Origin of the sequence: Maricaulis salignorans (assembly GCF_900103475.1) — a bacterium.
Lineage (GTDB): Bacteria > Pseudomonadota > Alphaproteobacteria > Caulobacterales > Maricaulaceae > Maricaulis > Maricaulis salignorans.
The window spans coordinates 25,551-51,453 of record NZ_FNHG01000018.1 but is presented as its reverse complement, the minus strand read 5'-3'; the positions used below and the strand labels follow the sequence as shown (position 1 = coordinate 51,453).

The 25,903-nt window shown below is 61.9% G+C and carries 21 protein-coding genes; all 21 read right to left on the bottom strand.

Annotated elements, in window-relative coordinates; all coding sequences use genetic code 11:
- The 21 genes from bamA to nuoL all read right to left on the bottom strand — a co-directional run bounded on the left by bamA (position 1) and on the right by nuoL (position 25,899).
- Positions 1 to 2,364 carry an outer membrane protein assembly factor BamA gene (gene bamA / locus BLT42_RS12570; RefSeq protein WP_091771321.1) on the bottom strand — a complete coding sequence of 788 codons (2,364 nt, stop codon included), beginning with the start codon at positions 2,362 to 2,364 and terminating at the stop codon, positions 1 to 3.
- A 26-nt stretch (positions 2,365 to 2,390) separates the two neighbouring features.
- Positions 2,391 to 3,563, bottom strand: coding sequence for a M50 family metallopeptidase (locus BLT42_RS12565; protein ID WP_091771319.1), 1,173 nt, complete (start codon positions 3,561 to 3,563; stop codon positions 2,391 to 2,393).
- A 1-nt stretch (position 3,564) separates the two neighbouring features.
- Positions 3,565 to 4,770: a 1-deoxy-D-xylulose-5-phosphate reductoisomerase gene (gene dxr / locus BLT42_RS12560; RefSeq protein ID WP_091771317.1), complete on the bottom strand. Its 1,206-nt coding sequence runs from the start codon at positions 4,768 to 4,770 to the stop codon at positions 3,565 to 3,567.
- Positions 4,767 to 5,531: a phosphatidate cytidylyltransferase gene (locus tag BLT42_RS12555; RefSeq protein WP_233342479.1), complete on the bottom strand. Its 765-nt coding sequence runs from the start codon at positions 5,529 to 5,531 to the stop codon at positions 4,767 to 4,769. The genes dxr and BLT42_RS12555 overlap by 4 nt, the downstream gene beginning before the upstream one ends.
- 22 nt (positions 5,532 to 5,553) lie before the next feature.
- Positions 5,554 to 6,291, bottom strand: coding sequence for an isoprenyl transferase (locus BLT42_RS12550; protein ID WP_091771315.1), 738 nt, complete (start codon positions 6,289 to 6,291; stop codon positions 5,554 to 5,556).
- A 25-nt stretch (positions 6,292 to 6,316) separates the two neighbouring features.
- Entirely contained in the window at positions 6,317 to 6,883 is a 567-nt protein-coding gene (frr, locus tag BLT42_RS12545) for a ribosome recycling factor (RefSeq protein WP_091771313.1), read from the bottom strand.
- 20 nt (positions 6,884 to 6,903) lie between these two features.
- A complete protein-coding gene (gene pyrH / locus BLT42_RS12540; protein ID WP_091771311.1) occupies positions 6,904 to 7,695 on the bottom strand; it encodes a UMP kinase in 792 nt (263 codons plus the stop codon).
- A gap of 43 nt (positions 7,696 to 7,738) precedes the next feature.
- Positions 7,739 to 8,677 carry a translation elongation factor Ts gene (gene tsf, locus BLT42_RS12535; RefSeq protein WP_091771309.1) on the bottom strand — a complete coding sequence of 313 codons (939 nt, stop codon included), beginning with the start codon at positions 8,675 to 8,677 and terminating at the stop codon, positions 7,739 to 7,741.
- 35 nt (positions 8,678 to 8,712) lie between these two features.
- Positions 8,713 to 9,552, bottom strand: a complete 840-nt coding sequence (rpsB, locus tag BLT42_RS12530) for a 30S ribosomal protein S2 (RefSeq protein ID WP_091771307.1) — start codon at positions 9,550 to 9,552, stop codon at positions 8,713 to 8,715.
- A 179-nt stretch (positions 9,553 to 9,731) separates the two neighbouring features.
- Entirely contained in the window at positions 9,732 to 13,175 is a 3,444-nt protein-coding gene (dnaE, locus tag BLT42_RS12525) for a DNA polymerase III subunit alpha (RefSeq protein ID WP_091771305.1), read from the bottom strand.
- A gap of 267 nt (positions 13,176 to 13,442) precedes the next feature.
- On the bottom strand, positions 13,443 to 14,132 hold the full coding sequence (locus tag BLT42_RS12520; RefSeq protein ID WP_091771303.1) for an ABC transporter ATP-binding protein: 690 nt from the start codon (positions 14,130 to 14,132) through the stop codon (positions 13,443 to 13,445).
- Complete coding sequence (locus tag BLT42_RS12515; RefSeq protein ID WP_091771301.1) at positions 14,125 to 15,444, bottom strand: lipoprotein-releasing ABC transporter permease subunit; 1,320 nt, start codon at positions 15,442 to 15,444, stop codon at positions 14,125 to 14,127. The genes BLT42_RS12520 and BLT42_RS12515 overlap by 8 nt, the downstream gene beginning before the upstream one ends.
- Entirely contained in the window at positions 15,437 to 16,771 is a 1,335-nt protein-coding gene (gene proS / locus BLT42_RS12510; RefSeq protein ID WP_091771299.1) for a proline--tRNA ligase, read from the bottom strand. Before proS ends, BLT42_RS12515 begins: the two co-directional genes overlap by 8 nt.
- Positions 16,772 to 16,869: 98 nt before the next feature.
- Positions 16,870 to 17,211, bottom strand: a complete 342-nt coding sequence (locus tag BLT42_RS12505; protein ID WP_233342476.1) for a DUF1467 family protein — start codon at positions 17,209 to 17,211, stop codon at positions 16,870 to 16,872.
- Positions 17,208 to 17,627: a methylmalonyl-CoA epimerase gene (gene mce / locus BLT42_RS12500; protein WP_091771295.1), complete on the bottom strand. Its 420-nt coding sequence runs from the start codon at positions 17,625 to 17,627 to the stop codon at positions 17,208 to 17,210. Before mce ends, BLT42_RS12505 begins: the two co-directional genes overlap by 4 nt.
- Positions 17,628 to 17,637: 10 nt before the next feature.
- On the bottom strand, positions 17,638 to 19,254 hold the full coding sequence (locus BLT42_RS12495; RefSeq protein ID WP_091771355.1) for a ribonuclease J: 1,617 nt from the start codon (positions 19,252 to 19,254) through the stop codon (positions 17,638 to 17,640).
- A 47-nt stretch (positions 19,255 to 19,301) separates the two neighbouring features.
- On the bottom strand, positions 19,302 to 20,078 hold the full coding sequence (locus BLT42_RS12490; RefSeq protein ID WP_091771293.1) for a type III pantothenate kinase: 777 nt from the start codon (positions 20,076 to 20,078) through the stop codon (positions 19,302 to 19,304).
- Positions 20,079 to 20,089: 11 nt separating this feature from the next.
- Entirely contained in the window at positions 20,090 to 20,833 is a 744-nt protein-coding gene (locus BLT42_RS12485; RefSeq protein ID WP_091771291.1) for a biotin--[acetyl-CoA-carboxylase] ligase, read from the bottom strand.
- Positions 20,834 to 20,836: 3 nt separating this feature from the next.
- A complete protein-coding gene (nuoN, locus tag BLT42_RS12480) occupies positions 20,837 to 22,279 on the bottom strand; it encodes an NADH-quinone oxidoreductase subunit NuoN (protein ID WP_091771353.1) in 1,443 nt (480 codons plus the stop codon).
- A gap of 10 nt (positions 22,280 to 22,289) precedes the next feature.
- The gene (locus tag BLT42_RS12475; protein WP_091771289.1) at positions 22,290 to 23,804 is read right to left on the bottom strand and encodes an NADH-quinone oxidoreductase subunit M; all 1,515 of its coding nucleotides are present in this window, start codon (positions 23,802 to 23,804) and stop codon (positions 22,290 to 22,292) included.
- A 1-nt stretch (position 23,805) separates the two neighbouring features.
- Positions 23,806 to 25,899, bottom strand: coding sequence for an NADH-quinone oxidoreductase subunit L (gene nuoL / locus BLT42_RS12470; protein WP_091771287.1), 2,094 nt, complete (start codon positions 25,897 to 25,899; stop codon positions 23,806 to 23,808).
- Positions 25,900 to 25,903 lie beyond the last annotated feature (4 nt).

Here is a 25,903-nt window from a genome sequence, read left to right as displayed (position 1 = left end):
TTAGAACCCTGTACGAGTACTGAAACGGAAGAATTCGGCTTTGTCGTAATCTTCACGCATGAAGGCTTGAGCAAAGTCGAAACGAACCGGACCAAATGGTGAATCCCAGAAGATACTGACCCCGGCTGATGCACGAAGCGCCAGATCGTCCACGGTGAAGAGTTGACCCGTGACTTCATCGATCTGATCACCCTCATCCAGCAGACCCAGAGTACCAAACTCGGTGAACACGCTGCCGCGCACACCGTATTGCTCGGGCAGGCCGAGCGGGAAATTGACTTCCAATGAACCGATTGCATAAAGCCTGCCACCGAGCGCGTCCCGGCGGACCAGTTCACCCGTGGTGTCATCGCGGGTCACAACACGCGGCCCGACACCAGCGACTTCAAAGCCGCGGAATGAGCTGCCGCCTTTGAAGAATCGATCATTGATCCGGACCGAGTCACCGCTCCACGGCAGGATAAAGCCGCTATTCATATTGAAGCTGGCAACAACGTCGCCGAACAGGCCCTTGAAGTAGGAGCCGGAGAACTCCGTCTGGACGTAGCGAACATCGCCCCCAAATCCGGCGAAATCTTGGCTGAACTGAAAACGGAAGCCGTTATGCGGTTCGATCGGGTCATCAAGACGTGACCAGTTGAGCGTATAGCCCAGCACCGACGTGACCCGGCTACCCGCTTGATCGCGCAGAGCCTGGGACGCCGTCGAATAGACCTGAACATCATCGTTCCGCAGCGTGTAGCGCAATTGCAGATTGGCCTGTGCCGTCACCGGGAAGCCCAGACGCAGGCTGCCGCCGGTCGAAGCCGTCTGGAATGAGGCCTCGGACAGGAAATCGGAATTGACCCGGAACACGTCGAAACCGGCTGCCAGATTCCGGTCCAGGAAGCGGGGCTCGGTGAAGCGGACATCGATCGTTTCCCGCGTCCCGCTGACCGACACCCGGAAGCGGAGGAACTGGCCACGGCCGCGCAGATTGCGCTCCGAGATCGACAGATCGACCAGGAAGGAGTCGGTGGAGGAGAAACCGGCGCCAAAGGCGAGCTCGCCGGTCGGTTGTTCGGTGACCTGGACGCGCACACGGGCACGGTCAGGGGCCGAACCCGGTGTTTCTTCCAGCTCGACTTCCTCAAAGAAGCCGAGGCGCCGGATATTATTGCGCGAGCGATCAACCAGGACCTGGTTGAAGGCGTCACCCTCGACGATATCGAGCTCGCGCCGGACGATCCGGTCGAGCGTGCGGGTATTCCCGGCAATGTCGATCCGTTCGATATAGACCCGCGGTCCCTCATCAATCACGAATTCGACTTCGACCGTGCGCGTTTCGCGATCACGCTGGGTCACAGGCCGCACATTGACGAAGGCATAGCCTGCCACGCCGGCGGCGAAGGTCAGCGAGTCGATACTCTGCTCGATCAGCTCACCGCGGAAGATATCCCCTTCCCTGACAGGCAGGAGCGCGACGAGATAGTCCTCGTTGAGATCCTGGATCTCGGTGCTGACCGTGACAGTGCCGAAATTATAGACCTCGCCCTCATCAATCGTGATCGTGATGTAGAAGGAATCCTGGTCGGGCGTCAGTTCGGCGACCGCCGACAGGACCCGGAAGTTCGCATAGCCGCGATTCTGGTAGAATTGACGCAGCAATTCGCGATCATATTCCAGCCGGTCGGGATCGTAATTGTCGTTCGAGCCGTAAAACCGCCACCAACGCGATTCGCGCGTCACCAGTTCGCGGCGCAAACGGTTGTCGGAGAATGATTCATTGCCGATGAAATTGATCCGGCGGACGCCGGTGACGGGACCCTCGGAAATTTCGAAAACCAGATCGACCCGGTTTTGCGGCTGTTCGATAATCTTGGGCGTCACGGTGGCCGCGAAGCGACCGGAACGGCGATAAACCTCGATGATCCGCTGAACATCCGACTGGGCGCGCGCCAGCGTGAAGATCGCGCGCGGCTGAGCCTGGATTTCATCGGTGATCTTGTCGTCATCAATGGCCTGATTGCCCTCAAGCACCACACGATTGATGATCGGGTTTTCCATCACGCGGACAAGGACGATTTCGCCGCGATGCTCGATCTGGGCATCGGAGAACAGACCGGTCGCCAACAAGGTGTGGATCGACAGATTGGTCAGGCGCTCATCAGCGACCTGGCCGGGCTGGATCACCAGATAGGACAGAACCGTGTCGACTTCGACGCGTTGATTGCCCTCGACCAGGATTTGCCGGATGACCGGTAGCGGCGCAGGCGCCTCGACCGCTGGTTCCGCCGTTTCCGGACCGGTTTGTTGCGCCGATGCAATCGCCGGAAGGCCGATAGTCATCAGGGTCGCAAAGAGCACGCGCAGAACACTTACCATTGAAAATCGCCGCTTGCTGGGCCCGGTCAGAAAATCTGACCGAGAAGATAATTCAGGTCATTCCAGGTCGCTACAAGCATCATCCCGAGCACAAGTGCAAGACCCACACGAAAACCGATCGCCTGCGCCTTCATACTCAGAGGGCGCCGAGCGACCGCCTCATAGGCGTAATACACCAGATGCCCGCCGTCGAGGATCGGTATCGGCAAAAGATTCACTAAACCCAGTCCAACAGAGAGAAACCCGGCCAGATTTACAAGGTTTATCAGCAAGAGGAACACACTCTGGGCGGCGTCGTCACCGTGCTCGACACTGGAAATTGCCGTCTGCCCGGCCGTGGTTGCAATGCCCAACGGACCATTGAGCATGGTCGGCGGGGAACGGCCCGTCACAACATAGCTGACATAGCGGCCGGTCATGGACACCACTGTCCAGGTCTGATCCATCCCGTAGCTGATCGCCGTAACCGGATTGAACGTGCGGCGCAGGGCAACACCGGTGGACTGAATGCCCAGGCGTGCGATCTGGCGCTCGCCGCCATAGGAATCGGCAACAGTCGTCAGGGCAGCCGCCGCCTCGAGCACAAGGGATTCGCCGTCGCGCTCGACCTGGAAGGTCAGGCGCTCGCCCGGCCGCCAGCTCACTTCACTGGTAATATCGCGAAACCGGTCCACCGGCTGGGCGTTGATCGCCGTGATGCGGTCGCCCACCTGGAAACCGGCCTGTTCGGCTGTCGAGTCTTCCGTGAAGCCGCCGACGACGGGTTCGAGATAATTGACGCCGAGTGAGAGCGCGAGGCTGGCGAAAATCGTGATCGCGAGAATGAAATTGGCGATTGGTCCGGCGGCCGTGATGAAGGCGCGCTGCCAGATCGGTTTGAAATGATAGCATTTCTCCGCATCCGCCCCCATGCGTTCGCGGATCTCGGCGAGCTTGGCCTCATCCGGTTCGCTGGCCGCACCGGCATCGCCAAGAAATTTGACATAACCGCCCAGCGGAAAGGCCGCGATCCGCCAGACTGTCCCCTGCTTGTCCCGCCAGGACACAAGCGTCGGTCCGAACCCCATCGAAAAGGCCTCGGCATGCACACCGCAGACACGGCCAGCCCAGTAATGTCCGAGCTCATGAATCACCACAACGATGGAGATCAGGAAAACGAAGGAGAATATTGTCAGAAATCCGCTGCCAATCAGGCTCATATCAGGGTGTCCGCGCTCTTAGTGTTGCACTGGTGTCAATCAAGTCGCGTGCCAGTTCGCGCGACCGCGCGTCGATGGCATAAACATCGTCGAATGAGCCAACCGTTTTCGGCATCCCGGCATCGACAAGGCTTCGTTCCAGAACCTCTTCAACGCTGGCTGCGATGTCAAGGAAGCCGATCCTCCCCTTCAGGAAACCCGCGACGGCGATCTCATTGGCCGCGTTGAAAACGGCCGGCGCCGGACCGCCTGCAGCGATCACCGCGCGCGCCAGGCGCAAGGCAGGAAAACGCACATCATCGGGGGTTTCAAAATCAAGCCGCGCAATATCACTCAATCGCAAGCGCTCGACCGGCGCGCGCATGCGTTGTGGCCAGGCCAGTGCACTGGCGATCGGGGTGCGCATGTCCGGTGAACCCAATTGGGCCAGAACACTGCCATCCTCGTATTCCACCATGCCATGGACAATGGATTGCGGGTGCACCACGACCTCGACCCGATCCGGCGTCAGGTCAAACAGCCAGCAGGCCTCGATGATTTCGAGCCCCTTATTCATCATCGTCGCGCTGTCGATCGTAATCTTGGCACCCATTTCCCAGGTCGGGTGCGCCAGCGCATCCTCGCGCCGGGCACTGCGCATCCGGTCGAGCGACCAGGTGCGGAACGGACCACCGGATGCCGTCAGTGTGATGGCGCGAATCGCTTCGGGACGCTCGAAATCGAACACCTGGAAGACGGCGTTATGCTCTGAATCCACCGGAAGGAGGCGCGTGCCGCAAGCCGCAGCCTCGCGCATGAAGAGCGCGCCGGCACAGACCAGGCATTCCTTGTTGGCGAAGGCGAGAGCCCGGCCCTGGCGCAGCGCAGCCAGGGTGGGTTTCAGGCCCGCAGCCCCGACAATGGCAGCCATGGTCCAGTCCGCCGGACGGCGCGCCGCCTCGACGATCGCGTCAGCGCCGATCCCGATTTCGATCTCGGGATGACTGCTCAACGCCTCGCGCAAATCCTGTGCAGCAGCCGGATCGCCGATGGCGACGAAACGCGCCCGGTGCTGGATCGCCAGGCTTGCAAGCGCCGCCGCATTGCGGTTCGCGGTCAGCGCCACGACTTCGAAACGTCCCGGCTCGGCGCGCTCGATCAGATCCAGCGTCGCCAGGCCTACAGACCCGGTAGCCCCGAGAACGGAAATGCGCCGCGCCGCGATCATGTCGCCGCCCAGCCCAGCGGAAGGAAGCGCTCCGTGATCACCGCGGCGATCACAGCGAGCATCAGGGCATCAACCCGGTCGAGGACACCGCCATGGCCAGGGATCAGCGTCCCGGAATCCTTGACGTGAAAACTGCGTTTGAAGGTCGACATCGACAGATCGCCGGCCACGGATGCGGTCGCAACGATAATGGCGAATATTGCCGTCGGCAGCCGATCCAGACCGAAAACCGCGCCCGCTGCCAGCCCTGCGGCGAGGCCGGCAGCGAGGCCAGCCAGAAAGCCCGACCACGTCTTGTTGGGACTGGCGCGTGGCAGAAGCTTGGGGCCCCCGAGCCAGGTGCCGACCAGATAGGCGAAACTGTCGGCGGCCCAGACGATCGCAAAGAGCAGGATCACCGCTTGCAGGCCGTGCGCCGGGTCGGCGCGCATCGCGGCAAGCAAGGCCGCAGCGAGCGAGACGTACAGCACGCCGACGACTTCGACCGACCAGCCGCGGCGCCAGCGTTCGATGGCACTGGCGAGCGTCCCGGCGCCGCCCCAGAACACCGCATCGCCAATACCCACCTGCCCGGCCAGAAGCACGGCACCCGACGCGGTCGCGCACGCGATCGCATAGGCGACCGGCGGTGCGTCGCGGTCTGACATCTGGATCCATTCCCAGGCCATCGCCGCGGCAAAGGCGGCGACCCAGGCCGTGAACGGCAAATCCCCATAGGTGAGAAGGCCGAGAGCGAGCGGACCGAGCACCAGTGCGGACAATAATCGCCTGCGAAAGGCAGGATCACGCCGCGCCGGCATCCAGCCCCCCATAGCGACGGTCGCGCTGCTGGAAGGTCTCGATTGCAGCCGACAAATGCCGGGGCTCGAAATCGGGCCAAAGGACGTCGAGGAAAAGCAGTTCGGCATAGGCCGCCTGCCAGAGCAGGAAATTGGAAATGCGCTGTTCGCCACTGGTCCGGATCACCAGGTCAACATCGGGCAAATCGGCCGTATCCAGCCCGGCGCTGAAGGCGTCGCTATCGATCGCGTCCGGATCGATCTCGCCGGCCTTCGCCGCCCGAGCCAACTCCCGGCTGGCGCGAACGATTTCATCGCGGCCACCATAATTGAAGGCAATCGTCAGATGGAAATCGCGATTATGCCGCGTGCCGTTTTCGGCGCGCTCGATAATCGCCCTCAGCTCGGCACTCAGATTGTCGCGCCGGCCGATAATGCGGACCCGCACACCGCGTCCGCGCAGGGTTTCCAGGTCGGCTTCGACATAGCGGCGCATCAGCTCGAACAGCGCGCCAACCTCATCGGCGGGACGGTTCCAGTTTTCGGTTGAGAAACTGAACAGGGTGAGATGGCGCACGCCCATTTCGCCGGCGGCCTCGACCACACGCCGCACGGCTTCCACGCCGCGTGCATGGCCAAATGCCCGCGGGCGGCCCCGTGCCTTCGCCCAGCGGCCATTGCCATCCATGATGATGGCGACATGCCTGGGCGCCGGACTGAGAGCAGAGACGTCCTCGCTCATGGTCTCGCTCCGCAGTGCAGGCCGATCAAACCTGCATGATCTCTTCTTGCTTGGCCTTCAGGCTCTCATCGATGCGCTTGATCGCATCGTCCGTCAACTTCTGGACGTCCTCGGCAAAGGACTTCTGCTCGTCCTCGGAGAGAACGCCGTCCTTTTCGAGCTTCTTGAGCCCGTCCATGCCGTCACGGCGAACATTGCGAACCGCAACGCGGGCGTTTTCAGCATAATTGCCCGCCAGTTTGGCGATCTCGGCCCGGCGCTCCTCATTGAGGGGCGGAATCGGGATGCGCAGCATCTGGCCTTCCATGATCGGGTTGAGCCCGAGCGGTGAATTGCGGATCGCCTTGTCGACGGCCGGCGCCAGCGCGCGGTCCCAGACCGAGACGGTGATCATGCGCGATTCCGGAACCGAGACGGTCGCCAGCTGGGTCAGCGGGGTTGGCGAGCCATAAGCCTCGACGCGGATCGGCTCGAGCAGGCCGGCGCTGGCGCGCCCGGTCCGCAAGCCGGCAAATTCCTTGCGCAGGGACTCAACCGCGCCGGTCATGCGGCGCTTCAGGTCGTCTTCATCATAATCGGTCGCGTCGCCCATGGCTCTGCCCTTTTTTTTTGCTATTCGCTTGCGGCGCTTTCGGAGCGCACCTTGCCAATAATCGTGCAGACACCGCGTCCGTGCAACACATCCACCAGCCCACCGGGTTGATGAATATCGAACACCACGATCGGAATTGCGTTTTCACGCATCAGGGAGACCGCCGAGGCGTCCATGACACGCAAATCGCGTGACAGCACATCGAGATATTCAAGCTGGTCATAGCGCTCGGCATCGGGATGCGTTTTCGGGTCGGCGCTGTAGACACCATCAACCTGGGTGCCCTTGAACAGGGCGTCACAACCCATTTCAGCCGCGCGCAGGGCTGCGGCTGTATCGGTCGTAAAATAGGGATTGCCGGTACCGGCGGCGAAAATCACCACCCGGCCCTTTTCCATATGCCGCATCGCGCGTCGCCGGATATAGGGCTCGCAGACTGTGGTCATCGGAATGGCGGACTGGACACGGGTCTGAACGCCGATGCGCTCGAGCGAGCTCTGCATCGCCAGCGCATTCATGACGGTCGCGAGCATGCCCATATAGTCGGCGGCGGTGCGATCCATACCCTTGGCGGCGCCGGAGAGGCCGCGGAAGATATTGCCGCCGCCGATCACGAGACAGACCTGGACGCCGGCCGCGACCGCATCAGCGACCTGGCCCGAGATATGGCTGGCGGTTTCGAGATCAATTCCGTTGGTGCGGGCGCCCATCAGGGCTTCACCGGACACTTTCAGGAGCACGCGGCGAAAACGCGGCGCGGTGGCGGGGCCTTGCGGCGAGGATGCAGATGAATCGGTCACAGGGCGCAGCATATACAAAGCGCCGGCGCTTGAAAGCGCCGGCGCTCTGCTATTGTCAGGCTTTGCCGGATACGGCAGCGACTTCGGCAGCGAAATCTTCTTCCGGACGTTTCTCCACACCCTCACCGAGGGCCATGCGGATAAAGCCGGTGATTTCGATTGACGTGCCGAGTTCGGCAGCCGCGTCAGCGACCACTTTCTCGATCGTGCGATCCGGGTCCATCACGAAGACCTGCTTCATCAGCACGACTTCTTCGAGGAATTTACGGATCCGGCCTTCGACCATCTTCTCGACAATGCTCTCGGGCTTGCCGGACTGGCGAGCCTGGGCCGCGAAGACTTCGCGTTCCTTGTCGACAATCGCGGCATCGACGCCATCAACATCGACCGAGAGCGCGACAGCAGGCGCGCCAGCAGCAATGTGCATGGCGATCTTGCGGCCGAGATCGTTCAACGCGGCAGCGTCACCGGTCGATTTCAGACCGACGATCACGCCGAGCGCGCCCATGCCATCGACCACAGCATTGTGGACATAGCTGGCGACAACGCCCGGATTGGCCGTCACAACCGCAGCGCGGCGCAGCGACATGTTTTCGCCGATCGTTGCGATCAGGTGCGTCAGATGGTCGTCGACACTATCGCCGGACGCCATTTTGGCAGCCTTGATCGCGTCGATTTCGTCGCCGGCCGTCAGGGCCAGCTTGGCAATTTCGCCAGCGGCATTCTGGAAGGCGACATTGCGCGCAACGAAGTCCGTTTCGGAATTGAGCTCGATAACCGAGCCTGTATGACCCTCGGTCGCCACAGCAACGAGACCTTCCGCAGCGATGCGGTCAGCCTTCTTGGCGGCCTTGGACAGGCCCTTCTTGCGCAGCCAATCGATGGAGGCTTCGAGGTCGCCACCGTTTTCGGTCAGCGCCTTCTTGCAATCCATCATGCCTACGCCGGTCTTCTCGCGCAGTTCCTTCACGAGAGCAGCAGTAATCGCAGCCATCGGTATCTCCTGAGTCTTGTGGTGTGATCGAGGCTTTACGCTTCGGTCTTGTCAGAGTCGGACGAAGTCTCGGCAGCGGCCTCGGGAGCAGCTTCCGGCGCAACCGCTTCAGCGGCCGTTTCCTCGACGAGGACTTCAACCGGGGCAGCGGCTTCACCGATATCGACGCCCATCGCCATCTGGCTGTCGGTCATGCCGTCGAGGACGGCATCGGCAATCAGGTCGCAATAGAGTGAAATCGCGCGGCTGGCATCGTCATTGCCCGGGATAGGCATGTCGATCAGGTCCGGGTCGCAATTGCTGTCGAGGATGGCGATCACGGGAATGCCAAGCTTCTTGGCTTCCAGGATGGCAATGCCTTCCTTGTTGGTATCGATCACGAACATCAGGTCCGGCACGCCGCCCATGTCCTTGATACCGCCGAGCGCGCGCTCAAGCTTGTCGCGCTCGCGGGTCAGCATCAGCTGTTCTTTCTTGGTCAGACCGCCGAGGCCGCCTTCGCTGTCGAACATGCTTTCCAGCTCACGCAGGCGAGCGATGGAGAAAGAGATCGTGCGCCAATTGGTCAGCGTACCGCCGAGCCAGCGGTGATTGACGTAATACTGGGCGCAACGCTTGGCCGCCAGAGCCAGCGGCTCGGACGCCTGACGCTTGGTGCCGACGAACAGCACGCGGCCGCCCTTGGCTGCCGTATCGCGCACTTTCACCAGGGCCTGGTGCAGCAGCGGAACGGTTTGCGACAGATCGAGAATGTGAATGTTGGAGCGTTCGCCAAAGATGAAGTCTTTCATCTTCGGGTTCCAGCGGTGGGTCTGGTGACCAAAGTGACAGCCAGCTTCAAGAAGCTGACGCATGGAGAAATCAGGGAGTGCCATCGTTAAAGTCCTTTTTCCGGTTGGCCTCCACGGAGCGGAGCCGTTCGACGTCGAACGGCACCGGAGCGAAAGATTTTGACGTCTTCCGAGCTCCGTGTGCGGGATGGCGCGGCTTATACGTTTGAAGCGGGCCAATAGCAAGCGGTGCAACAGCGCCCCGGCACAGTGGCGCGCACCGGTCAGACGGTTTCGACCGAGGCGACGCCGGGAACGGCTTTCAAAGCCGCCTGCACGGCCGCGTCGGCGCAATGCCGGCCGGCCAGTTTCAACTCCACCTCGCCACCATCGCGCAGTGGAACCAGCAGCTGCACCACCGCCCGGCGCTTGGCCTCGGGACGGTTGTCGGCGCGCTCCATCCGGGCCTGGATACCGGCCAGGGCCTGGGCGTCATCGAGCCGGATCCGCAAACCGTCAGCGGAGAATTGCATGTCGAGCGCGTCGATCCGGTCGGAGAAGAAACCGATCTGCTCTTCGCGGGCATCGACGCGGCAATTGACGAGGATGGCCGTGCCCGCATCGAGCAAATCACGCGAGGCCTGCAGCAGGTCGGCGGCGACAAACACCTCGAACTCACCGGTCGGATCCGACAGGGTCACCCAGGCGAAGCGCTCGCCATTCTTGTTGGAGACCCGTTCCTGGCGCCGGCGCACGACACCGGCGAGCCGCAACGCCGTCGCGCCATCGGCGACGCGGGCCGGCGCGTCGGCGAAGAAGACCACCCCGCGCTGGGTCAATTGTTCGGTCAGATCATCGAGCGGATGGCCGGACAGGTAAAACCCGATCGCCGCCAGTTCGCCGTCGAGCCGCTGGGTCGCAATCCAGGGCTCGCGCTCGGGAATGACGGGGCGTTCGAGGGCGCTGTCAGTATCGCCGCCACCAAACAGGCTGGCCTGGGCGCTCTCGCGCTGCTCGGCCGCGTGCTGCGCCATCGAGACCAGGATTTCCGCGGCGCCGAATACCCGCGCCCGGTCGGGATCAAGACTGTCGAAAGCGCCGGCCCGGGCCAGGTTCTCGAATGTGCGCTTGTTCACATCGCGCGGATCGATGCGCTCGGCAAAATCATACAAATCCTTGAACGGGCCATTGGCCAGCCGCTCCTCGACAATATGCTCCATCGCCGCAAAGCCGACATTGCGGATCGCGCCGAGGGCGAAGCGGATCGTGCCCTCCTCGACGGTGAAATCGGCATGCGAGGCGTTCACGTCCGGTGGCCGCACCTCGATCTTCATGCGGCGGATTTCCTGGAAGAAGGCCGACAGCTTGTCGGTATTGGCGCGGTCGAGCGACATCAGGCCGGCCATGAATTCGACCGGGTAATTGGCTTTCAGATAGGCGGTCCGATAGGCGATCAGGGCGTAGGCAGCGGCGTGCGATTTGTTGAATCCATAGCCGGCGAACTCCGCCACCAGCTCAAAGATATAACCCGCCTTCGCCCGGTTGACGCCGCGCCCTTCGGCGCCTTCGAGGAAACGGGCTTTCTGCTTGTCCATCTCCTCCTTTTTCTTCTTGCCCATGGCGCGGCGCAGCAGGTCGGCCTCGCCGAGCGAATAGCCCGACAGGATCTGGGCGATCTGCATCACCTGTTCCTGGTAGATGATGACGCCATAGGTCTCCTTGAGCACGCCCTCGAGATCGGGGTGGAGACAATCAACTTCGGCGCGGCCGAATTTGCGGTCGACATAGACGTCGATATTCTTCATCGGGCCCGGACGATAGAGCGAGATCAGAGCGATCAGATCCTCGATCAGATCGGGCTTCATCTTCTTCAGCGTGTCGCGCATGCCGGTGGATTCCAGCTGGAACACACCGATCGCATGCCCCGAGGCGAGAAGTTCGAACGTGGGGCCGTCATCGAACTCGATCCGTTCGAGGTCGGGTACCTCCTTGCCGGCGGTCTCGACATATTGCAGCGCGCGAGCGATCACGGTGAGGGTTTTCAGGCCGAGGAAGTCGAACTTCACCAGACCGGCCGGCTCAACCCATTTCATGTTGAACTGGGTGGCGGGAATATCAGAACGCGGATCGCGATAAAGCGGCACCAGCTCATTGAGCGGCCGGTCGCCAATCACGACACCGGCGGCGTGGGTGGAGGCGTTGCGGAAGAAGCCCTCCAGCTTCAGCGCCACCTCCAGCAATGCCGCCACGGACGGGTCATTGCGCTGCATTTCCCGCAGGCGTGGCTCAAGATCGAGCGCCTGGCCCAGCGTGACCGGGTTGGCCGGGTTTGCAGGCACCATCTTGGCCAGCCGATCGACCATGCCGAGCGGCATTTGCAGCACCCGCCCGACATCGCGCACCACGGCGCGCGCCTGCAGCGTACCGAATGTGATGATCTGCGCGACCCGGTCGGCGCCATAGCGCTCCTGGACATAATGGATCACCTCGCCGCGGCGTTCCTGGCAGAAATCGATATCGAAATCGGGCATGGAGACCCGTTCCGGATTGAGGAAGCGCTCGAACAGAAGGCCGAAACGCAAGGGATCCAGGTCTGTAATGGTCAGCGAATAGGCCACCAGCGAACCAGCCCCGGAACCACGGCCCGGGCCGACCGGAATATCGTGCTGTTTCGCCCACTGGATGAAGTCCGAAACGATCAGGAAATAGCCCGGAAATCCCATTTCCTTGATGACGTTGAGCTCGAAATCGAGCCGCGCGCGATAGTCTTCTTCCGGTGCAGCCGCCGCACCGGCAGCGAGGCGCGCGGTCAGGCCCTCATGGGCGCGGGCGATGAGTTCCTCGCCCTCATCGCGGCCGGCCTCGGTCGGGAAGCTGGGCAGGATGGGCGCGTGGGTGCGAACGCGGAAGGCACAGCGGCGGGCGATCTCGATCGTATTGGCGAGCGCCTCGGGCAGATCGGCGAAGCGCGCATTCATCTCGTCCGGACTGGTGAGATAGTGCAGCGGCGTCACCCGACGCCGGTCGGTGACCGAGACATAGGAGCTTTGGGAAATGCACAGCAGCGCATCATGCGCCTTGTGCATCGACGCGTCCGGGAAATAGGCCTCATTGGTGGCGACCAGCGGCAGGTCGCGCGCATAGGCCTGTTCGACAAGCCAGTTCTCGGCTTCCAGCTCATCGGCAAGGCCATGACGCTGGAGCTCAAGATAGAGGCGGTCGCCATAAGCGGCCTGGAACTGGTCAAGCAAGGCGGCAGCATCGGGTTTTCGGCCCGAAACCACCAGCCGGTTGAGGGCGCTGTCGGGTCCGCCGGTCAGCGCAATCAGCCCCTCGGCATGGGCCAGAACCTGCTCCAGCGGCACATGCGGTTCCTCTGTCCCGTCGACATCGAGGAAGGCGGCACTCGAGAGCGCCATCAGATTTTGATAGCCGGCCTCGTTCTGGACCAGAAGCGCGATGGTGCCATCCGGTGCGGCGCGTTCGCCGGGATGCGGAACCCCGAGACGGATCGAAAGCGTACAGCCAATGATAGGCTGGATGCCCGCGCCCGCGACATATTCGGAAAACTCCAGGGCACCATAGAGATTATTGGTATCGGTGAGCGCGACCGCCGGCATGTCCTGGGCCAGGCAGGCCTCGACCAGTTTGGGAATCCGGATTGCGCCTTCGAGCAGGGAATAGGGCGAACGAACGCGCAAATGCACAAAGGGCTGTTTCGTGCTCATTGCCGCCTCTCCCGTCAAACCATCCAGAAACCGGCGCGCACCCCGCGCCGCGAATCCGGAACTCTAACGCGATCAGACCGAGCCGAGAACCGATCCCCACATGGTGATCATCCAGGTGAAACCGAGAATGGCGGTGGCGGCCGAGATATCCTGAACCATACGACGCATATTGAACCCCTCCGTTTGCGTGTTCATGTTTTGTTCTTTTCATGAAAAACACGGAACGTCAAGCGGAACGCGAACAGATTCGGTCTCGGTCAGGAAAATTCAGGGGCCGGTATAGGCGGTGAGCTGGCCGTCGGCGAAGGTCACAACACGGTCCATACGCTCGGCGATGTCATGATTATGGGTCGCCACCAGGGCGGCAGCCCCCTGCTCTCTTACCGTATTGCGCAAGGCCTCAAACACCGTTGAAGACGTCGCCGGATCGAGATTGCCGGTCGGCTCATCGGCCAGCAGGACGCGCGGCGAATTCGCCAGTGCCCGCGCAATGGCAACGCGCTGCTGTTCACCGCCGGACAGCTGGGCCGGTTGATGGCACGCCCGCTCGCTCAGGCCAAGCATGGCCAGAAGGTGGTCGGCGCGCTCGACGGCACGTCGCTGCGAGACGCCGGCAATCAATTGCGGCAGGACGATATTCTCGCGCGCGTCAAATTCGGGCAGCAAATGGTGAAACTGATAGACGAAACCGATATCGCGTCGGCGCACTGCCGTGCGCAGACGGTCCGGCATGTCGCGCGTCGGGACGCCGCCAATCAAGACTTCGCCGCTATCGGGTCGTTCCAGCAAGCCGGCCGCATGCAGCAGGGATGACTTGCCCGAACCGGATGGGCCGACCAGGCCGACGATCTCGCCGGGCATCAGCACAAGATTGACGCCGCGCAGAACGTGCAGCTCGTCGGCCTCGGTGACATAGGTGCGCTCGATATTGCGCAATTCCAGAACCGGTTCACTCATAGCGCAGCGCCTCGACAGGATCGAGCCGGGCCGCGCGCCAGGCTGGCGGCAGCGTCACCAGCAGGGAGACAGCCAGACCGAAGAGGGAGACAAAGGCCACCTCACCCCAGTCCAGATCGGCTGGAATGCGATAAAGGTAATAAACACTCGGATCCCAGACCTGGGCGCCGGTGACCCAGGTGATGAAGTCCTGGATCGGTCCGACATTGATCACGAACAAAATCCCCAGGATGATCCCGGCCAGGGTGCCGAGCATGCCAATACTGGCGCCGACGATCAGGAATATCCGCAGCACCGAAGCCTGGGTCGCCCCCATCGTGCGCAGGATGGCAATATCCCGGCTCTTGTTCTTCACCAGCATGACGAGGCCGGAAATGATGTTCAGCGCCGCAATCGCGATAACGATGGTCATCACCAGGCGCATCGCCGAGCGTTCGAATTGCAGGGCATTGTAAAAGGCCGGATCCAGCCGCGTGTAATCATAAACGACGGCATTGGAGCCGATAATCGCCGCAATCGGGTCAACAAAGCTCGCGGCGAGCTGGGGGTCGTCGAGCCGGACCTGGATCATGTCGACCGCGGTCTCGCGCCCGAAAAAGAGCTGACCCTGATCGAGAGGCATGAAGGCAATCGCGTCATCAATGGTCGAAACGCCGGCCGCCAGCAAGGCCCCGACATAATAGGATTTGCGCCGCGGCGCGACACCGAAGGAGGTCGCAGCACCGCGTGCCGTCAGGAAGGTCACGTAATCGCCGACATTGACATTCAGACGCCGCGCCACACCGGTTCCCAGCACGATGACATCGCCGCCATTGCGGCCGGCGCCAAACGCCTCGATGGATCCATGTGTAATGCCAGTCTGGCTGCGCGGATCATCGCCGCTGCTCACCACATCCAGCGCGGCCAGATCGGCCGGGCTGATCGAGAGGACTTGCAGGAAGGTCTCGTATTGATCGGTCGAGGCCATGACCTGGCCCTGCACGACGGGGTCGGCACTCTTCACGCCGGCCATCGCTTCGATCTCGGCGACCAGAGAGTCTATTTCATCCGGCTCGATCAGGCGCGTATCAACAAAAACATGCGGCTGGAAGCCAAGGAGCTGGCTGAACAGCTCATTGCGGAAACCATTCATGATCGACATCACGGCGATCAGCCCGGTCACCGCCAGTGCGATCCCGGCAAAGGAAATCATCGCGATCAGGGCGACGCCGCCATTCTTGCGCTTGGTACGCAGATAGCGCGTCGCGATCTGGAACTCATAGGGGCTGAACGGCATGGCGCCGCCCGGATCGATCGGCGGAGCCTCAGCCATTGGCAAAGTCTTTCGCCGCCAGGCGCGCGACCGCATCCTCGAGGGATAATTCATGGGTTTCGCCGCTGCGGCGGATCTTGACCTCGACCTTGCCCTCTTTCAGACCGCGCGGCCCAACCACCAGCTGGTAAGGCAGGCCGATCAGATCGGCGGTGGCGAATTTCGCCCCGGCGCGGTTATCGGTATCGTCATAGAGCGGGTCGAGCCCGGCCGCCACAAGGCTGGCATAGGCACCGTCGCAGGCGCTGTCGCAGGCCCCGTCGCCGGCCCGCATATTGATGATGCCGAGATCAAATGGCGCCACGCTGTCGGGCCAGATACAGCCCTTCTCGTCGTGGTGCGCTTCAATGATGGCGCCAAACAGGCGCGAGACGCCAACGCCGTAGGACCCCATATGCACCGGACGGTCCTGACCATCGGGATGGGTCAGATTGGCCTTCATCGGTTCGGAATATTTGGTGCCGAAATTGAAGATATGGCCAACTTCGATACCGCGGGCCGATAATTGCCGGTGCTTGGGCACAGCCGCGAAGGCGGCCGGGTCATGCATTTCCTCGGTCGCGGCATAGAGCGCGGTGCGCTGATCGACCAGCGGCTGCAGATCGCCATCGAAATCAACGCTCGCGCCGGGTGCCCCCATCTCGACCAGATCGGCATGGCAGAAAACCTCGCTCTCGCCGGTTTCGGCCAGAACGATGAATTCGTGCGAGAGATCGCCGCCAATCGGCCCGGTATCGGCCCGCATCGGCACAGCCTTCAGGCCAAGCCGCGTGAAGGTGTTGAGATAGGCGATGAACATGCGGTTATAGGATTTGCGGGCCGCCGCCTCATCCGTGTCGAAGGAATAAGTATCCTTCATCAGGAATTCGCGTCCGCGCATGACGCCGAAACGCGGCCGGATCTCGTCGCGGAATTTCCACTGGATATGATAGAGCAGCTTGGGCACGTCCTTGTAGGAGCGGCAATAACTGCGGAAAATATCCGTGATCATTTCCTCATTGGTCGGCCCGTAGAGCATGTCGCGCTTCTTGCGGTCGGTGATGCGCAGCATCTCCTGGCCGTAATCATCATAGCGCCCGCTTTCGCGCCACAGATCGGCCGATTGCAGGGTCGGCATCAACATTTCCACGGCCCCGGCGCGGTTCTGTTCCTCGCGCACGATCTGCTCTATCTTCTGCAGGACTTTCCAGCCCAGCGGCAGCCAGGTGTAAATCCCGGCGCTCTGCTGGCGGATCATGCCGGCGCGCAGCATCAGCTGATGGGAGATAATCTCCGCGTCCGAAGGCGTTTCCTTCAGGACGGGCAGGAAAAATCGGGACAAGCGCATGAATCGGTATCCGTGTCGGAGGGCTTGAATATCATTAGAGCGGGTCTGTCAGGGATTACAAGCTGCGTCCCCGCTTGCCACAGCAGTCCGGGATAGGGCTACCAGTGACCGCCATGCGGAATGAGCTGTTCCAGCACACCGCTGAGCATCAGGAAGAAATAGCCGACCCAGAGGCCGGATGTGATCGCTGTCGTCCACCACAATTTCTTCGCCAGATTGGGGCGGCTGGGTGCGCCCGGCTCGCTGCCGGCCACGACATCACCATCCTCTTGCTGGCTGGTGACGCCGATCGGCAGCATGGTGAAGAGCAGGATCCACCAGATCAGGGTGAAGACCACAACGCCATTGACGATGCCGACACCGCCATCGCGGATGAAGAAGCGTGACAGCCAGAGCAGGCCGGCCAGAGCTACCGCGCCGCGGGCGAGCCATTTCATCATCGCGCCGGCTCCTGCATCAGCTCGATCAACAGGCCGCAGCTATCCTTGGGGTGGATGAAGATGACCGGCACGCCATGGGCGCCGACATAGGGCTCGCCGGTGCCGAGCACTGTCGCGCCCTTGGCCCGCATGTCGTCGCGCGCGGCGATGATGTCGGGCACTTCAAAGCAGAGATGGTGCTGGCCGCCCTTGGGATTGCGCTCGAGAAATTTGTGCACCGGGCTTGTCGCCCCGAGCGGTTCGAGCAATTCAATCTCGGAATTGGCCAGTTTCACGAAGGCGACGCGAACACCAAGATGCGGGAAATCCCGCGTCTCGGTCGCTTCGGTGGCGCCGTAGAGATTGGCATAGGTCTGCTTGGCGGCCTCGATATCCGGCACCGCGACCCCGACATGATTGAGACGTCCGACCTGCATCACCTTCTCCCTAAACCGCCAAGACCATCACATCGACCATCGGCTTCTTGCCCCAGATGCCCGAGGCCGTGCGGCGGACCGCGCGGCGGATTTCTTCCTCGATCTGGTCCTCGTCCTTCTTGACGCGCGGATGCAGTTTTTCGAAGCATTCCTCGGCCGAGGTCTCGAGCGCATCGAGGAAATCATCAATCGAGAAATCGGCACTCTCGGCCAGGCCGGCCTGCTTGATATCCGGTCCGGAAATCAGGCGGCCCTTGGCGTCAACCGCGAGCGCGACAACAATATAACCGCTGGACGCCAGGCGGCGCCGTTCGCGCATCGATGTCGCATCCGAGGGCGTGAGGAATTTGCCGTCCAGATGCAGACGCCGGGCCGGGGCTTCATCAATGATTGAGGCCGTGCCGTCGGAACGGATCTCGACCATGTCGCCATTGCGCACGGAGACGGAGTGCGGCACCTGAAGCTGGCGCGCATAGGCGGCGTGCTCGAGCAGGTGACGGCGTTCGCCATGCACCGGGATGGCGACGCTGGGCTTGGCCCAGGCATACATTTGCGCCAGCTCGCCGCGGCATGGATGGCCGGAGACATGGATCGGCCGGTCGCGCTCGGTGATGATGTCGACGCCTTTTTCGGCCAACTGGTTCTGCAGCTCGAAAATCCCGACTTCATTGCCCGGAATGACCCGGCTGGAGAAGATCACGGTATCGCCCTTGGTCAGGGTGACATTGCGGTGATTGCCCGCCGCGATACGCGACAGCGCCGCGCGCTCCTCGCCCTGGCTGCCGGTGCACAGATAGAGAATGCGGTTCTTCTGATAGGTGACCGCCTCTTCCTCGCTGACGAAGTCCTGCACATGCGAGAGCATGCCGACAGCCTTCGCGGCAGCTGTCATGCGGTGCATGGAGCGGCCAACCAGGCAGACACGGCGGCCATTGGCCTCCGCCGCCTCGATCGCCGATTGCAGGCGCGCGACATTGGAAGCGAAGGCGGCAATCGCCACCCTGCCCTTGTGCTCGCCGACGACCTTGATCAACTCGTCGCGGACATCGGCTTCCGAGCCGGATTCGCCCTCGGAGAAGACATTGGTGCTGTCGCAAATCATTGCGAGCACGCCTTCTTCACCCAGCGCGGTAATCGCCTTGATATCGGTCGCTTCGCCGATCAGCGGATCGGGATCGATCTTCCAGTCACCCGTGTGCAGGACCAGGCCGGCCGGGGTACGGATCGCCAGGCCATTGGGCTCGGGAATGGAATGGGTCAGCGTGATCATCTGGCAGTCGAACGGGCCGACATTGAAACGGCTGTCGAGCCCGACTTCATGCAGGGTCACCGCATCGAGCAGACCATGCTCGCGCAGGCGGTCACGCACCAGCCAGGCCGTGAAAGGCGTTGCCCAGATCGGACAGCGCAGCTTGCGCCAGAGATGCGCCACAGCGCCCATATGGTCTTCATGGGCATGCGTCAGCACCATGCCAACGAGATCACCGCGGCGTTCCGCGATGAATTCCGGATCGGGCATGATCAGATCGACGCCGGGGGTCGAGAGATCACCGAAGGTCACACCGCAATCAACGATGATCCATTTGCGATTCTCTTCCGGCCCATAGCCGAAGAGATTCAGGTTCATGCCAATTTCGTTGGATCCGCCCAGTGGCAGAAAATACATGCTATCGGTCAATTGGCACCGCCATTGAGTTTCCAGACCTCCAGCAGGCCTCGGATGGTGAGATCGGGATCGTAATGCTCGATCGTCCGGGACGCGCCGTCGAAGAGCGAAACCACGCCGCCCGTTGCGATCACCGTCATGGGTTGGCCATACTCAGCCTTGAGCCGTTCGACAAGCCCGTCGATGAGATCGATATAGCCCCAGAACACGCCGGACTGCATGGCGCTGACCGTATCCTTGCCCATGACGCGCTCCGGCTTGGCGATCGCCACGCGCGGCAATTTCGCCGCCGCGCCGTGCAGGGCCTGCATGGACAGGTTGATGCCCGGCGCAATAATGCCGCCCTCAAAGGCGCCATCAGCCGCGATGACATCGAAGGTCGTCGCCGTGCCGCTATCGATCACAATCAGGGCACCTGAATAGCGGGCGCGCGCGCCCAGCGCATTGACCAGACGGTCGGCACCGGCATCCTGCGGCCGGTCGAGCCGGACCTCGATATCCAGCCGGACGCCGGGTTCGCCGACGATAACCGGCTCGCACTCGCAATAGCGGCGCGCCAGATTGCGCAGATTGAACAGGGCTTGCGGCACCACGGTCGAGATCACACAGGCATTGATGTCGGAGAATTTGAAACCCTGCAGGGACATAAGTTGCGACAGCCAGACGGCGTGCTCATCCGCCGTGCGCGTGCTCTCGGTCCCGGCGCGCCACTGGGCGCGCCAGTCGACGCCATCATGGATGCCGAACAGGATATTGGTATTGCCGCAGTCGATCGCGAGCAGCATGTCTGGCTCTCCTATCCCGCCGCCGGGAAAAACACTTCGCCCGCCGAGATATACCTGTGCTGGCCCGACGCCAAGTCGAGCCGCAGCGCGCCATCGAGTCCGAGATCGCCGAAACTCCCCTCAAGGGTCTCGTTGGCGAGGCGAACCAGGCACCGTTCACCGAGCCCGTGCGCGCGCGCCAGCCAGTGATCGCGCACGCCCCCGAAACCGTTGCGCATCCACGACTGGAACTCCCGGTCGAAAGCCTCGGCGAGCACGGCCAGGGCGGCGTCACGGTCCAGCGGTCCTCCGACCTGTCCCAAGCTGATCGCCGGCCGTTCCGTATCCTCAGGCGCCGCGACGAGATTGATTCCGATACCGATGGCGAGCCAGAGCCCGCCGCCTGGCGCCGCGCCGGATTCGAGCAGGATGCCGGCCACCTTGCGGCCATCGACCAGCACATCATTGGGCCATTTCAGCCGCGTCCGTCCAGCATCGCCCAGTGCCGCATCACAGACTGCGGCGACCGCGAGCGCGGCGATGAAGGATAATTGCGCCGCCTGCCCGGGCGGACGGTCGAACACATAAAGCCCGCTGGTGAACAGGTTACCGTCGAGACTGTGCCAGTCGCGGCCGCGCCGGCCACGGCCGGCTGTCTGGCGCTGCGCGGCAATCCAGACCGGGCCGCGCTCACCCGCCATGGCGCGCTCGCGCGCATCTGCATTGGTCGACCCGGTCTCTTCGAGCCATTCGATCCGGGGCGCAAGCGCGGTCAATGTCTAGAGCACGTCCAGGCCAACACTGAAGGCCCGGTAGACCATCCAGCCGAGCGCTGGCAGCAGCAGCAAGGTCGACCAGCCAGCCACGCGGGTGACCCAGTAAATGCTCATCGCCGGCTGCACGAAATTCACTTCCGGCGCATCGAACCACATCACCTTGATGATGCGCAGATAATAGGCCGCGCTAACGACACTGAAGAGCACCGCCAATACCGCAAGGATGAGAAGGTCGGACTGGACCGCCGAGAAGACGACAAAGAATTTGCCGAAGAAGCCGACGAAGAAGGGCAGACCGCCAATCGAGAACATCAGCGCGGTCAAGGACCAGCCCAGCCCCGGATTGGTCTGCGCCAGACCGGCCAGATCCGAGATCTGTTCGACCATGCCCTCGCGGGTCCGCATCGACAGCATCGCGCCGAACGTACCGACCACGGAGATCATGTAGAGCGACATGAAGACCAGCAGCGCCCAGATACCGGTCTGGCTGGCCGCGGCGATGGCCACCAGCGCATAGCCGATATTGCCGATCGAGGAATAGGCCATCAGGCGTTTGAAATTTTGCTGTGTCAGGGCGCCGAAGGCACCGACACCCATCGACAGGACGGCGATGATCCAGATCACATCGCGCCACTGGTCGATCATGCCGCCGAATGGCTCAAGCAGGACACGCGCCAGCAAGACAATGGCCGCCATTTTCGGGGCTGAGGCAAACAGCGCCGTGACCGGCGTGGGCGCGCCTTCATAAACGTCGGGCGTCCACATGTGGAAGGGCGCAGCGGAGACCTTGAAGGCCAGACCACAAATTACGAAGACCAGGCCGAAGATGAGGCCGATGGACGGCTCACCGGCGACGGCAATGGCGATCTCGTTGAAACCGGTCGAGCCGCTGAAGCCATAGACCAGCGAGGCGCCGTACAGCAGCAGGCCGGAGGACAGCGCGCCGAGGACGAAATATTTCAGGCCCGCTTCCGAAGCGCGCAGGCTGTCGCGATTGAAGGCTGCCAGCACGTAGAGCGCCAGTGATTGCAGCTCGACAGCCATATACATCGAGATCAGATCATTGGCCGAAACCATCATCACCATGCCGGTGACGGCGAGCGCGACGAGAACCGGGAATTCGATCTTCGAGAGTTTTTCCGATTCCAGATACGGCAGTGCCAGAAGCAGGGCGACGGCAGCGGCCAGGGTAATCGCGACCTTGGAATATTTCGCCAGTGCATCGAGCACGAAGGCGCCGCCAAAGGCCTGGCCATCATCACCGGTCAGGAAGAGCGCGGCAAAACCGGCCGCGACCAGAAGCCCGATCGTCAGCAGGTGGACCAGGCGCGGTGTGCCCGCCCCCTTGAGGAAAACACCGAGCATCAACAACGCCATGGCGCCGCCAGCCAGCATCAGTTCCGGTGTCAGGAGCGACAGGTCGTGGGAGAGCATATCCGCGGTCATGTCAGGCCTCTTACTGAGCCGGTGCGGCGAGTGCCGCATCATAATTGGAGATCAGCGCCTCGACCGAAGCGGCCGTGATATCGGTCACCAGGGTGGAGGAAACGCCGAGCAGAAGCGTCATGATGATCAGCGGCACGAAAATGATCCATTCCGTGCGGTTGAGATCGGTCAGCGTGTTGAGTTTTGGATTGGTGATCTCGCCGAACACAACATCGCGATAGACGGTCAGCATATAGACCGCCGACAGGATAATGCCGACAGCCGCGCCGGCACCGACCCACCAGGCGACCTGGTAGCCACCGATCATCGTCATGATTTCGCCAATGAATCCGGACGTGCCCGGCAGGCCGACATTGGCCATGGCGAACAGGCCGAAAATGGCGGCATAGACCGGCATCTTGTGCACGACGCCGCCATAGAAGGCGATTTCGCGGGTGTGCATGCGGTCATAGATGACACCGACGCACAGGAAGAGCGCCGAGGAGATGAAGCCGTGGGAGATCATCTGGAAGATGGCGCCCTGCACCCCGAGCATATTCATCGAGAACAGGCCCAGCGTCACAAAACCCATATGGGCGACAGAGGAATAGGCAATCAGCTTCTTGATATCGGTCTGACGGAAAGCCACCAGCGAGGTATAGATGATCGCGATCAGCGACAGCACGAAAACCATGGGCGCGAAATAGGCACTGGCATCCGGGAACATTGGCAGCGAAAAGCGCAGGAAGCCGTAACCGCCCATCTTCAAAAGCACACCGGCCAGAATGACCGAACCGGCGGTCGGTGCCTGGACGTGCGCATCGGGTAGCCAGGTATGGACCGGCCACATCGGCATCTTCACCGCGAAGGACGCGAAGAAGGCGAGCCAGAGCCAGGTCTGGGCCTGCGGGGTGAAGGCGGTATCGAGCAGGACGGTGATGTCGGTCGTTCCGGCCTGCAGGAACATATAGATCATCGCCACCAGCATGAGCACGGAGCCCAGCAGGGTGTAGAGGAAGAATTTGAACGCGGCATAGACGCGGTTCTGACCGCCCCAGACCCCGATGATGAGGAACATCGGGATCAGGCCGCCTTCGAAAAACACATAGAAGACAACAAGATCGAGTGCGGTGAAGACGCCCAGGATCAGGGTTTCCAGCAGCAGGAAAGCGATCATGTAATCGGCGACGCGCTTTTCGATCGCGCCCGATGCCAGGATACAGATCGGCATCAGGAAGGCGGTCAGGACGACGAAGAGCACCGAAATGCCGTCGACGCCCATGCGGTAGCCCATGCCGATTTGTTCAAGCCAGACAACCTCATGCACGAATTGGAAGCCGGAAACAGCCGGGTCGAATTCGAGCAGCATCAGGCCGGCGAACAACAGGGTGACGAGGGTCGCCCCGAGGGCCACCACGCGCGAATTCTTGTCGATCAGGCCCTGGTCTTCAGGACGCGAGGCGAACCGGAAAACGGCAATGATTACAGCGCCAATAGCCGGTGTGAAGGTCAGAATCGACAGGAAGGCATCGAGCTCGGAAAACATGCTATTGGCCTCCTGCGCCGGCGAGAATCCAGAGGGTCAGCCCCAGAACGCCGATCAGCATCACGAATGCATAGTGATAGACATATCCCGACTGGGCCTTCGCGATGCGTTTGGCGGCGGCGAAGGTCATGCCAGCCACCCCGTTCGGGCCGAAGCCGTCAATGATGCGCACATCGAAGAACTTCCAGAAGACATCGCCCAACCCCTTGGCGCCCCTCACGAATATGAAATGGTAAATCTCGTCGACATACCATTTATTGTAGAGAAGCGAGTGGATCGGACCGCCGCGCGCGGCAATCCGGGCGCCCATGCCGACATTGATCAGATAGGCGTAGATCGCGGCGAGGAAGCCGATCAGGGTGACGACGAATGGCGCCAGGATGACCCAGACGGGCGGATGTTCGCCTGTCGCGTGAGCCTCGCCCTCGTCTGCCGCAGCATGGCCATTGTCTGGCTGTTCGTGTGCCGCAGGCTCGCCATGAGCCACCACTTCGCCATGACTGTCGGCATCACCGCCGGCCACAGCCGGTCCGTGAACGGCTCCCGGCAGGCTTTCATTCCAGAAATGCGCCGAATTGCCGCCGATGAAATCATTCTTCATCAGACCGCCGGCGAAGATCGCACCGATGGCGAGCACGACGAGCGCGCCCATCATCGACCATGGCGGATCATGGGCGTGATCGAAGGTGTGCTTGTCACCCCGGAAGGTGCCGTTGAACGTCATGAAGATCAGGCGCCAGGAGTAGAAGCTGGTCAGAAGCGCCGCGATGACACCGACCCAGAAAGCCAGATTGCCGAAGGCAATGCCCTGCTGGCCGGCCATATAGGCCCCTTCAATGATCGCATCCTTGGAGAAGAAGCCGGCAAAGCCGAGATCCGGCAGGACACCGAGGCCGAGCGCCGCGAAGGGCAGGCCGACGCCGGTCAGGGCAATCGTACCGATCAGCATCATGATCCAGGTGGCCGGCATCATCTTGTAGAGCCCGCCCATTTTTCGCATGTCCTGCTCGTCATGCAGACCATGGATAACCGAACCGGATCCAAGGAAGAGCAAGGCCTTGAAGAAGGCGTGCGTGAACAGGTGGAACATCGCCGCGCCGTAGAGGCCGAGACCGGCGGCGAAGAACATGTAGCCCAGCTGGGAACAGGTCGAATAGGCGATGACGCGCTTGATATCATTCTGGGCCAGACCGACGGTCGCCGCGAAGAAAGCCGTCAGCGCCCCGATCACGGTGATGAAGGCGGAGGCATTCGGCGCCAGTTCGAAAATCGGGAAACAGCGGCAGACCAGGAAAACCCCGGCGGTGACCATGGTGGCGGCGTGGATCAGGGCGGAGACCGGCGTTGGCCCCTCCATCGCGTCAGGCAGCCAGACATGCAGGAAGAATTGCGCCGATTTACCCATCGCGCCGACAAACAGCAGGATGGCAATCAGTTCGATCGCCGGAATATCCATGCCAGCAAAGGCGAGCGTCGTCGCGGTGTGATCGCCGACCTGGGCGAAGACGTCATTGAAGCTGACCGAGCCGAACACCAGGAAGAGCGCCATAATGCCGATGGCAAAGCCGAAATCGCCAACCCGGTTGGTCACGAAGGCCTTGATCGCGGCGTCATTGGCGGACTTCTTCTTGTACCAGAAACCGATCAGCAGATAGGAGGCCAGACCAACGCCTTCCCAGCCGAAGAAGAGCTGGAGGAAATTGTCGGCCGTCACCAGCGCCAGCATGGCGAAGGTGAAGAGCGAGAGATAGGCGAAGAAGCGCGACCGGTGCGGGTCGTTCGCCATATAGCCCCAGGAATAGATATGGACCAGCGAGGCAACGCTGGTGACCACGACCAGCATCACCGATGACAATGTGTCGAGCTTGATCGCCCAGCTGACATCGAAAGTGCCGACCGACATCCAGGTCGCCAGGTGAATGGTCTGGCTATTGCCGCCATAGGCGACGTCAAAGAAATTCACGATCGACAACAGGGCCGACACCACGACAAAGCCGGTGGTAACGATCTGGGCGACGCGGTGACCGATGAAATTGCCGAACAGGCCTGCGAAGGCAGCGGCAAACAGCGGACCGAAGACGATGAGAACTGCCATAATC

Coding starts and splice junctions, on each gene's coding strand:
- bamA (WP_091771321.1), bottom strand. CDS start 2,364: ATGGTAAGTGTTCTGCGCGTGCTCTTTGCGACCCTGATGACTATCGGC.
- BLT42_RS12565 (WP_091771319.1), bottom strand. CDS start 3,563: ATGAGCCTGATTGGCAGCGGATTTCTGACAATATTCTCCTTCGTTTTC.
- dxr (WP_091771317.1), bottom strand. CDS start 4,770: ATGATCGCGGCGCGGCGCATTTCCGTTCTCGGGGCTACCGGGTCTGTA.
- BLT42_RS12550 (WP_091771315.1), bottom strand. CDS start 6,291: ATGAGCGAGGACGTCTCTGCTCTCAGTCCGGCGCCCAGGCATGTCGCC.
- frr (WP_091771313.1), bottom strand. CDS start 6,883: ATGGGCGACGCGACCGATTATGATGAAGACGACCTGAAGCGCCGCATG.
- pyrH (WP_091771311.1), bottom strand. CDS start 7,695: ATGCTGCGCCCTGTGACCGATTCATCTGCATCCTCGCCGCAAGGCCCC.
- tsf (WP_091771309.1), bottom strand. CDS start 8,677: ATGGCTGCGATTACTGCTGCTCTCGTGAAGGAACTGCGCGAGAAGACC.
- rpsB (WP_091771307.1), bottom strand. CDS start 9,552: ATGGCACTCCCTGATTTCTCCATGCGTCAGCTTCTTGAAGCTGGCTGT.
- dnaE (WP_091771305.1), bottom strand. CDS start 13,175: ATGAGCACGAAACAGCCCTTTGTGCATTTGCGCGTTCGTTCGCCCTAT.
- BLT42_RS12520 (WP_091771303.1), bottom strand. CDS start 14,132: ATGAGTGAACCGGTTCTGGAATTGCGCAATATCGAGCGCACCTATGTC.
- BLT42_RS12515 (WP_091771301.1), bottom strand. CDS start 15,444: ATGGCTGAGGCTCCGCCGATCGATCCGGGCGGCGCCATGCCGTTCAGC.
- proS (WP_091771299.1), bottom strand. CDS start 16,771: ATGCGCTTGTCCCGATTTTTCCTGCCCGTCCTGAAGGAAACGCCTTCG.
- BLT42_RS12505 (WP_233342476.1), bottom strand. CDS start 17,211: ATGATGAAATGGCTCGCCCGCGGCGCGGTAGCTCTGGCCGGCCTGCTC.
- mce (WP_091771295.1), bottom strand. CDS start 17,627: ATGCAGGTCGGACGTCTCAATCATGTCGGGGTCGCGGTGCCGGATATC.
- BLT42_RS12495 (WP_091771355.1), bottom strand. CDS start 19,254: ATGAACCTGAATCTCTTCGGCTATGGGCCGGAAGAGAATCGCAAATGG.
- BLT42_RS12490 (WP_091771293.1), bottom strand. CDS start 20,078: ATGCTGCTCGCGATCGACTGCGGCAATACCAATATCCTGTTCGGCATC.
- nuoN (WP_091771353.1), bottom strand. CDS start 22,279: ATGACCGCGGATATGCTCTCCCACGACCTGTCGCTCCTGACACCGGAA.
- BLT42_RS12475 (WP_091771289.1), bottom strand. CDS start 23,804: ATGTTTTCCGAGCTCGATGCCTTCCTGTCGATTCTGACCTTCACACCG.
- nuoL (WP_091771287.1), bottom strand. CDS start 25,899: ATGGCAGTTCTCATCGTCTTCGGTCCGCTGTTTGCCGCTGCCTTCGCA.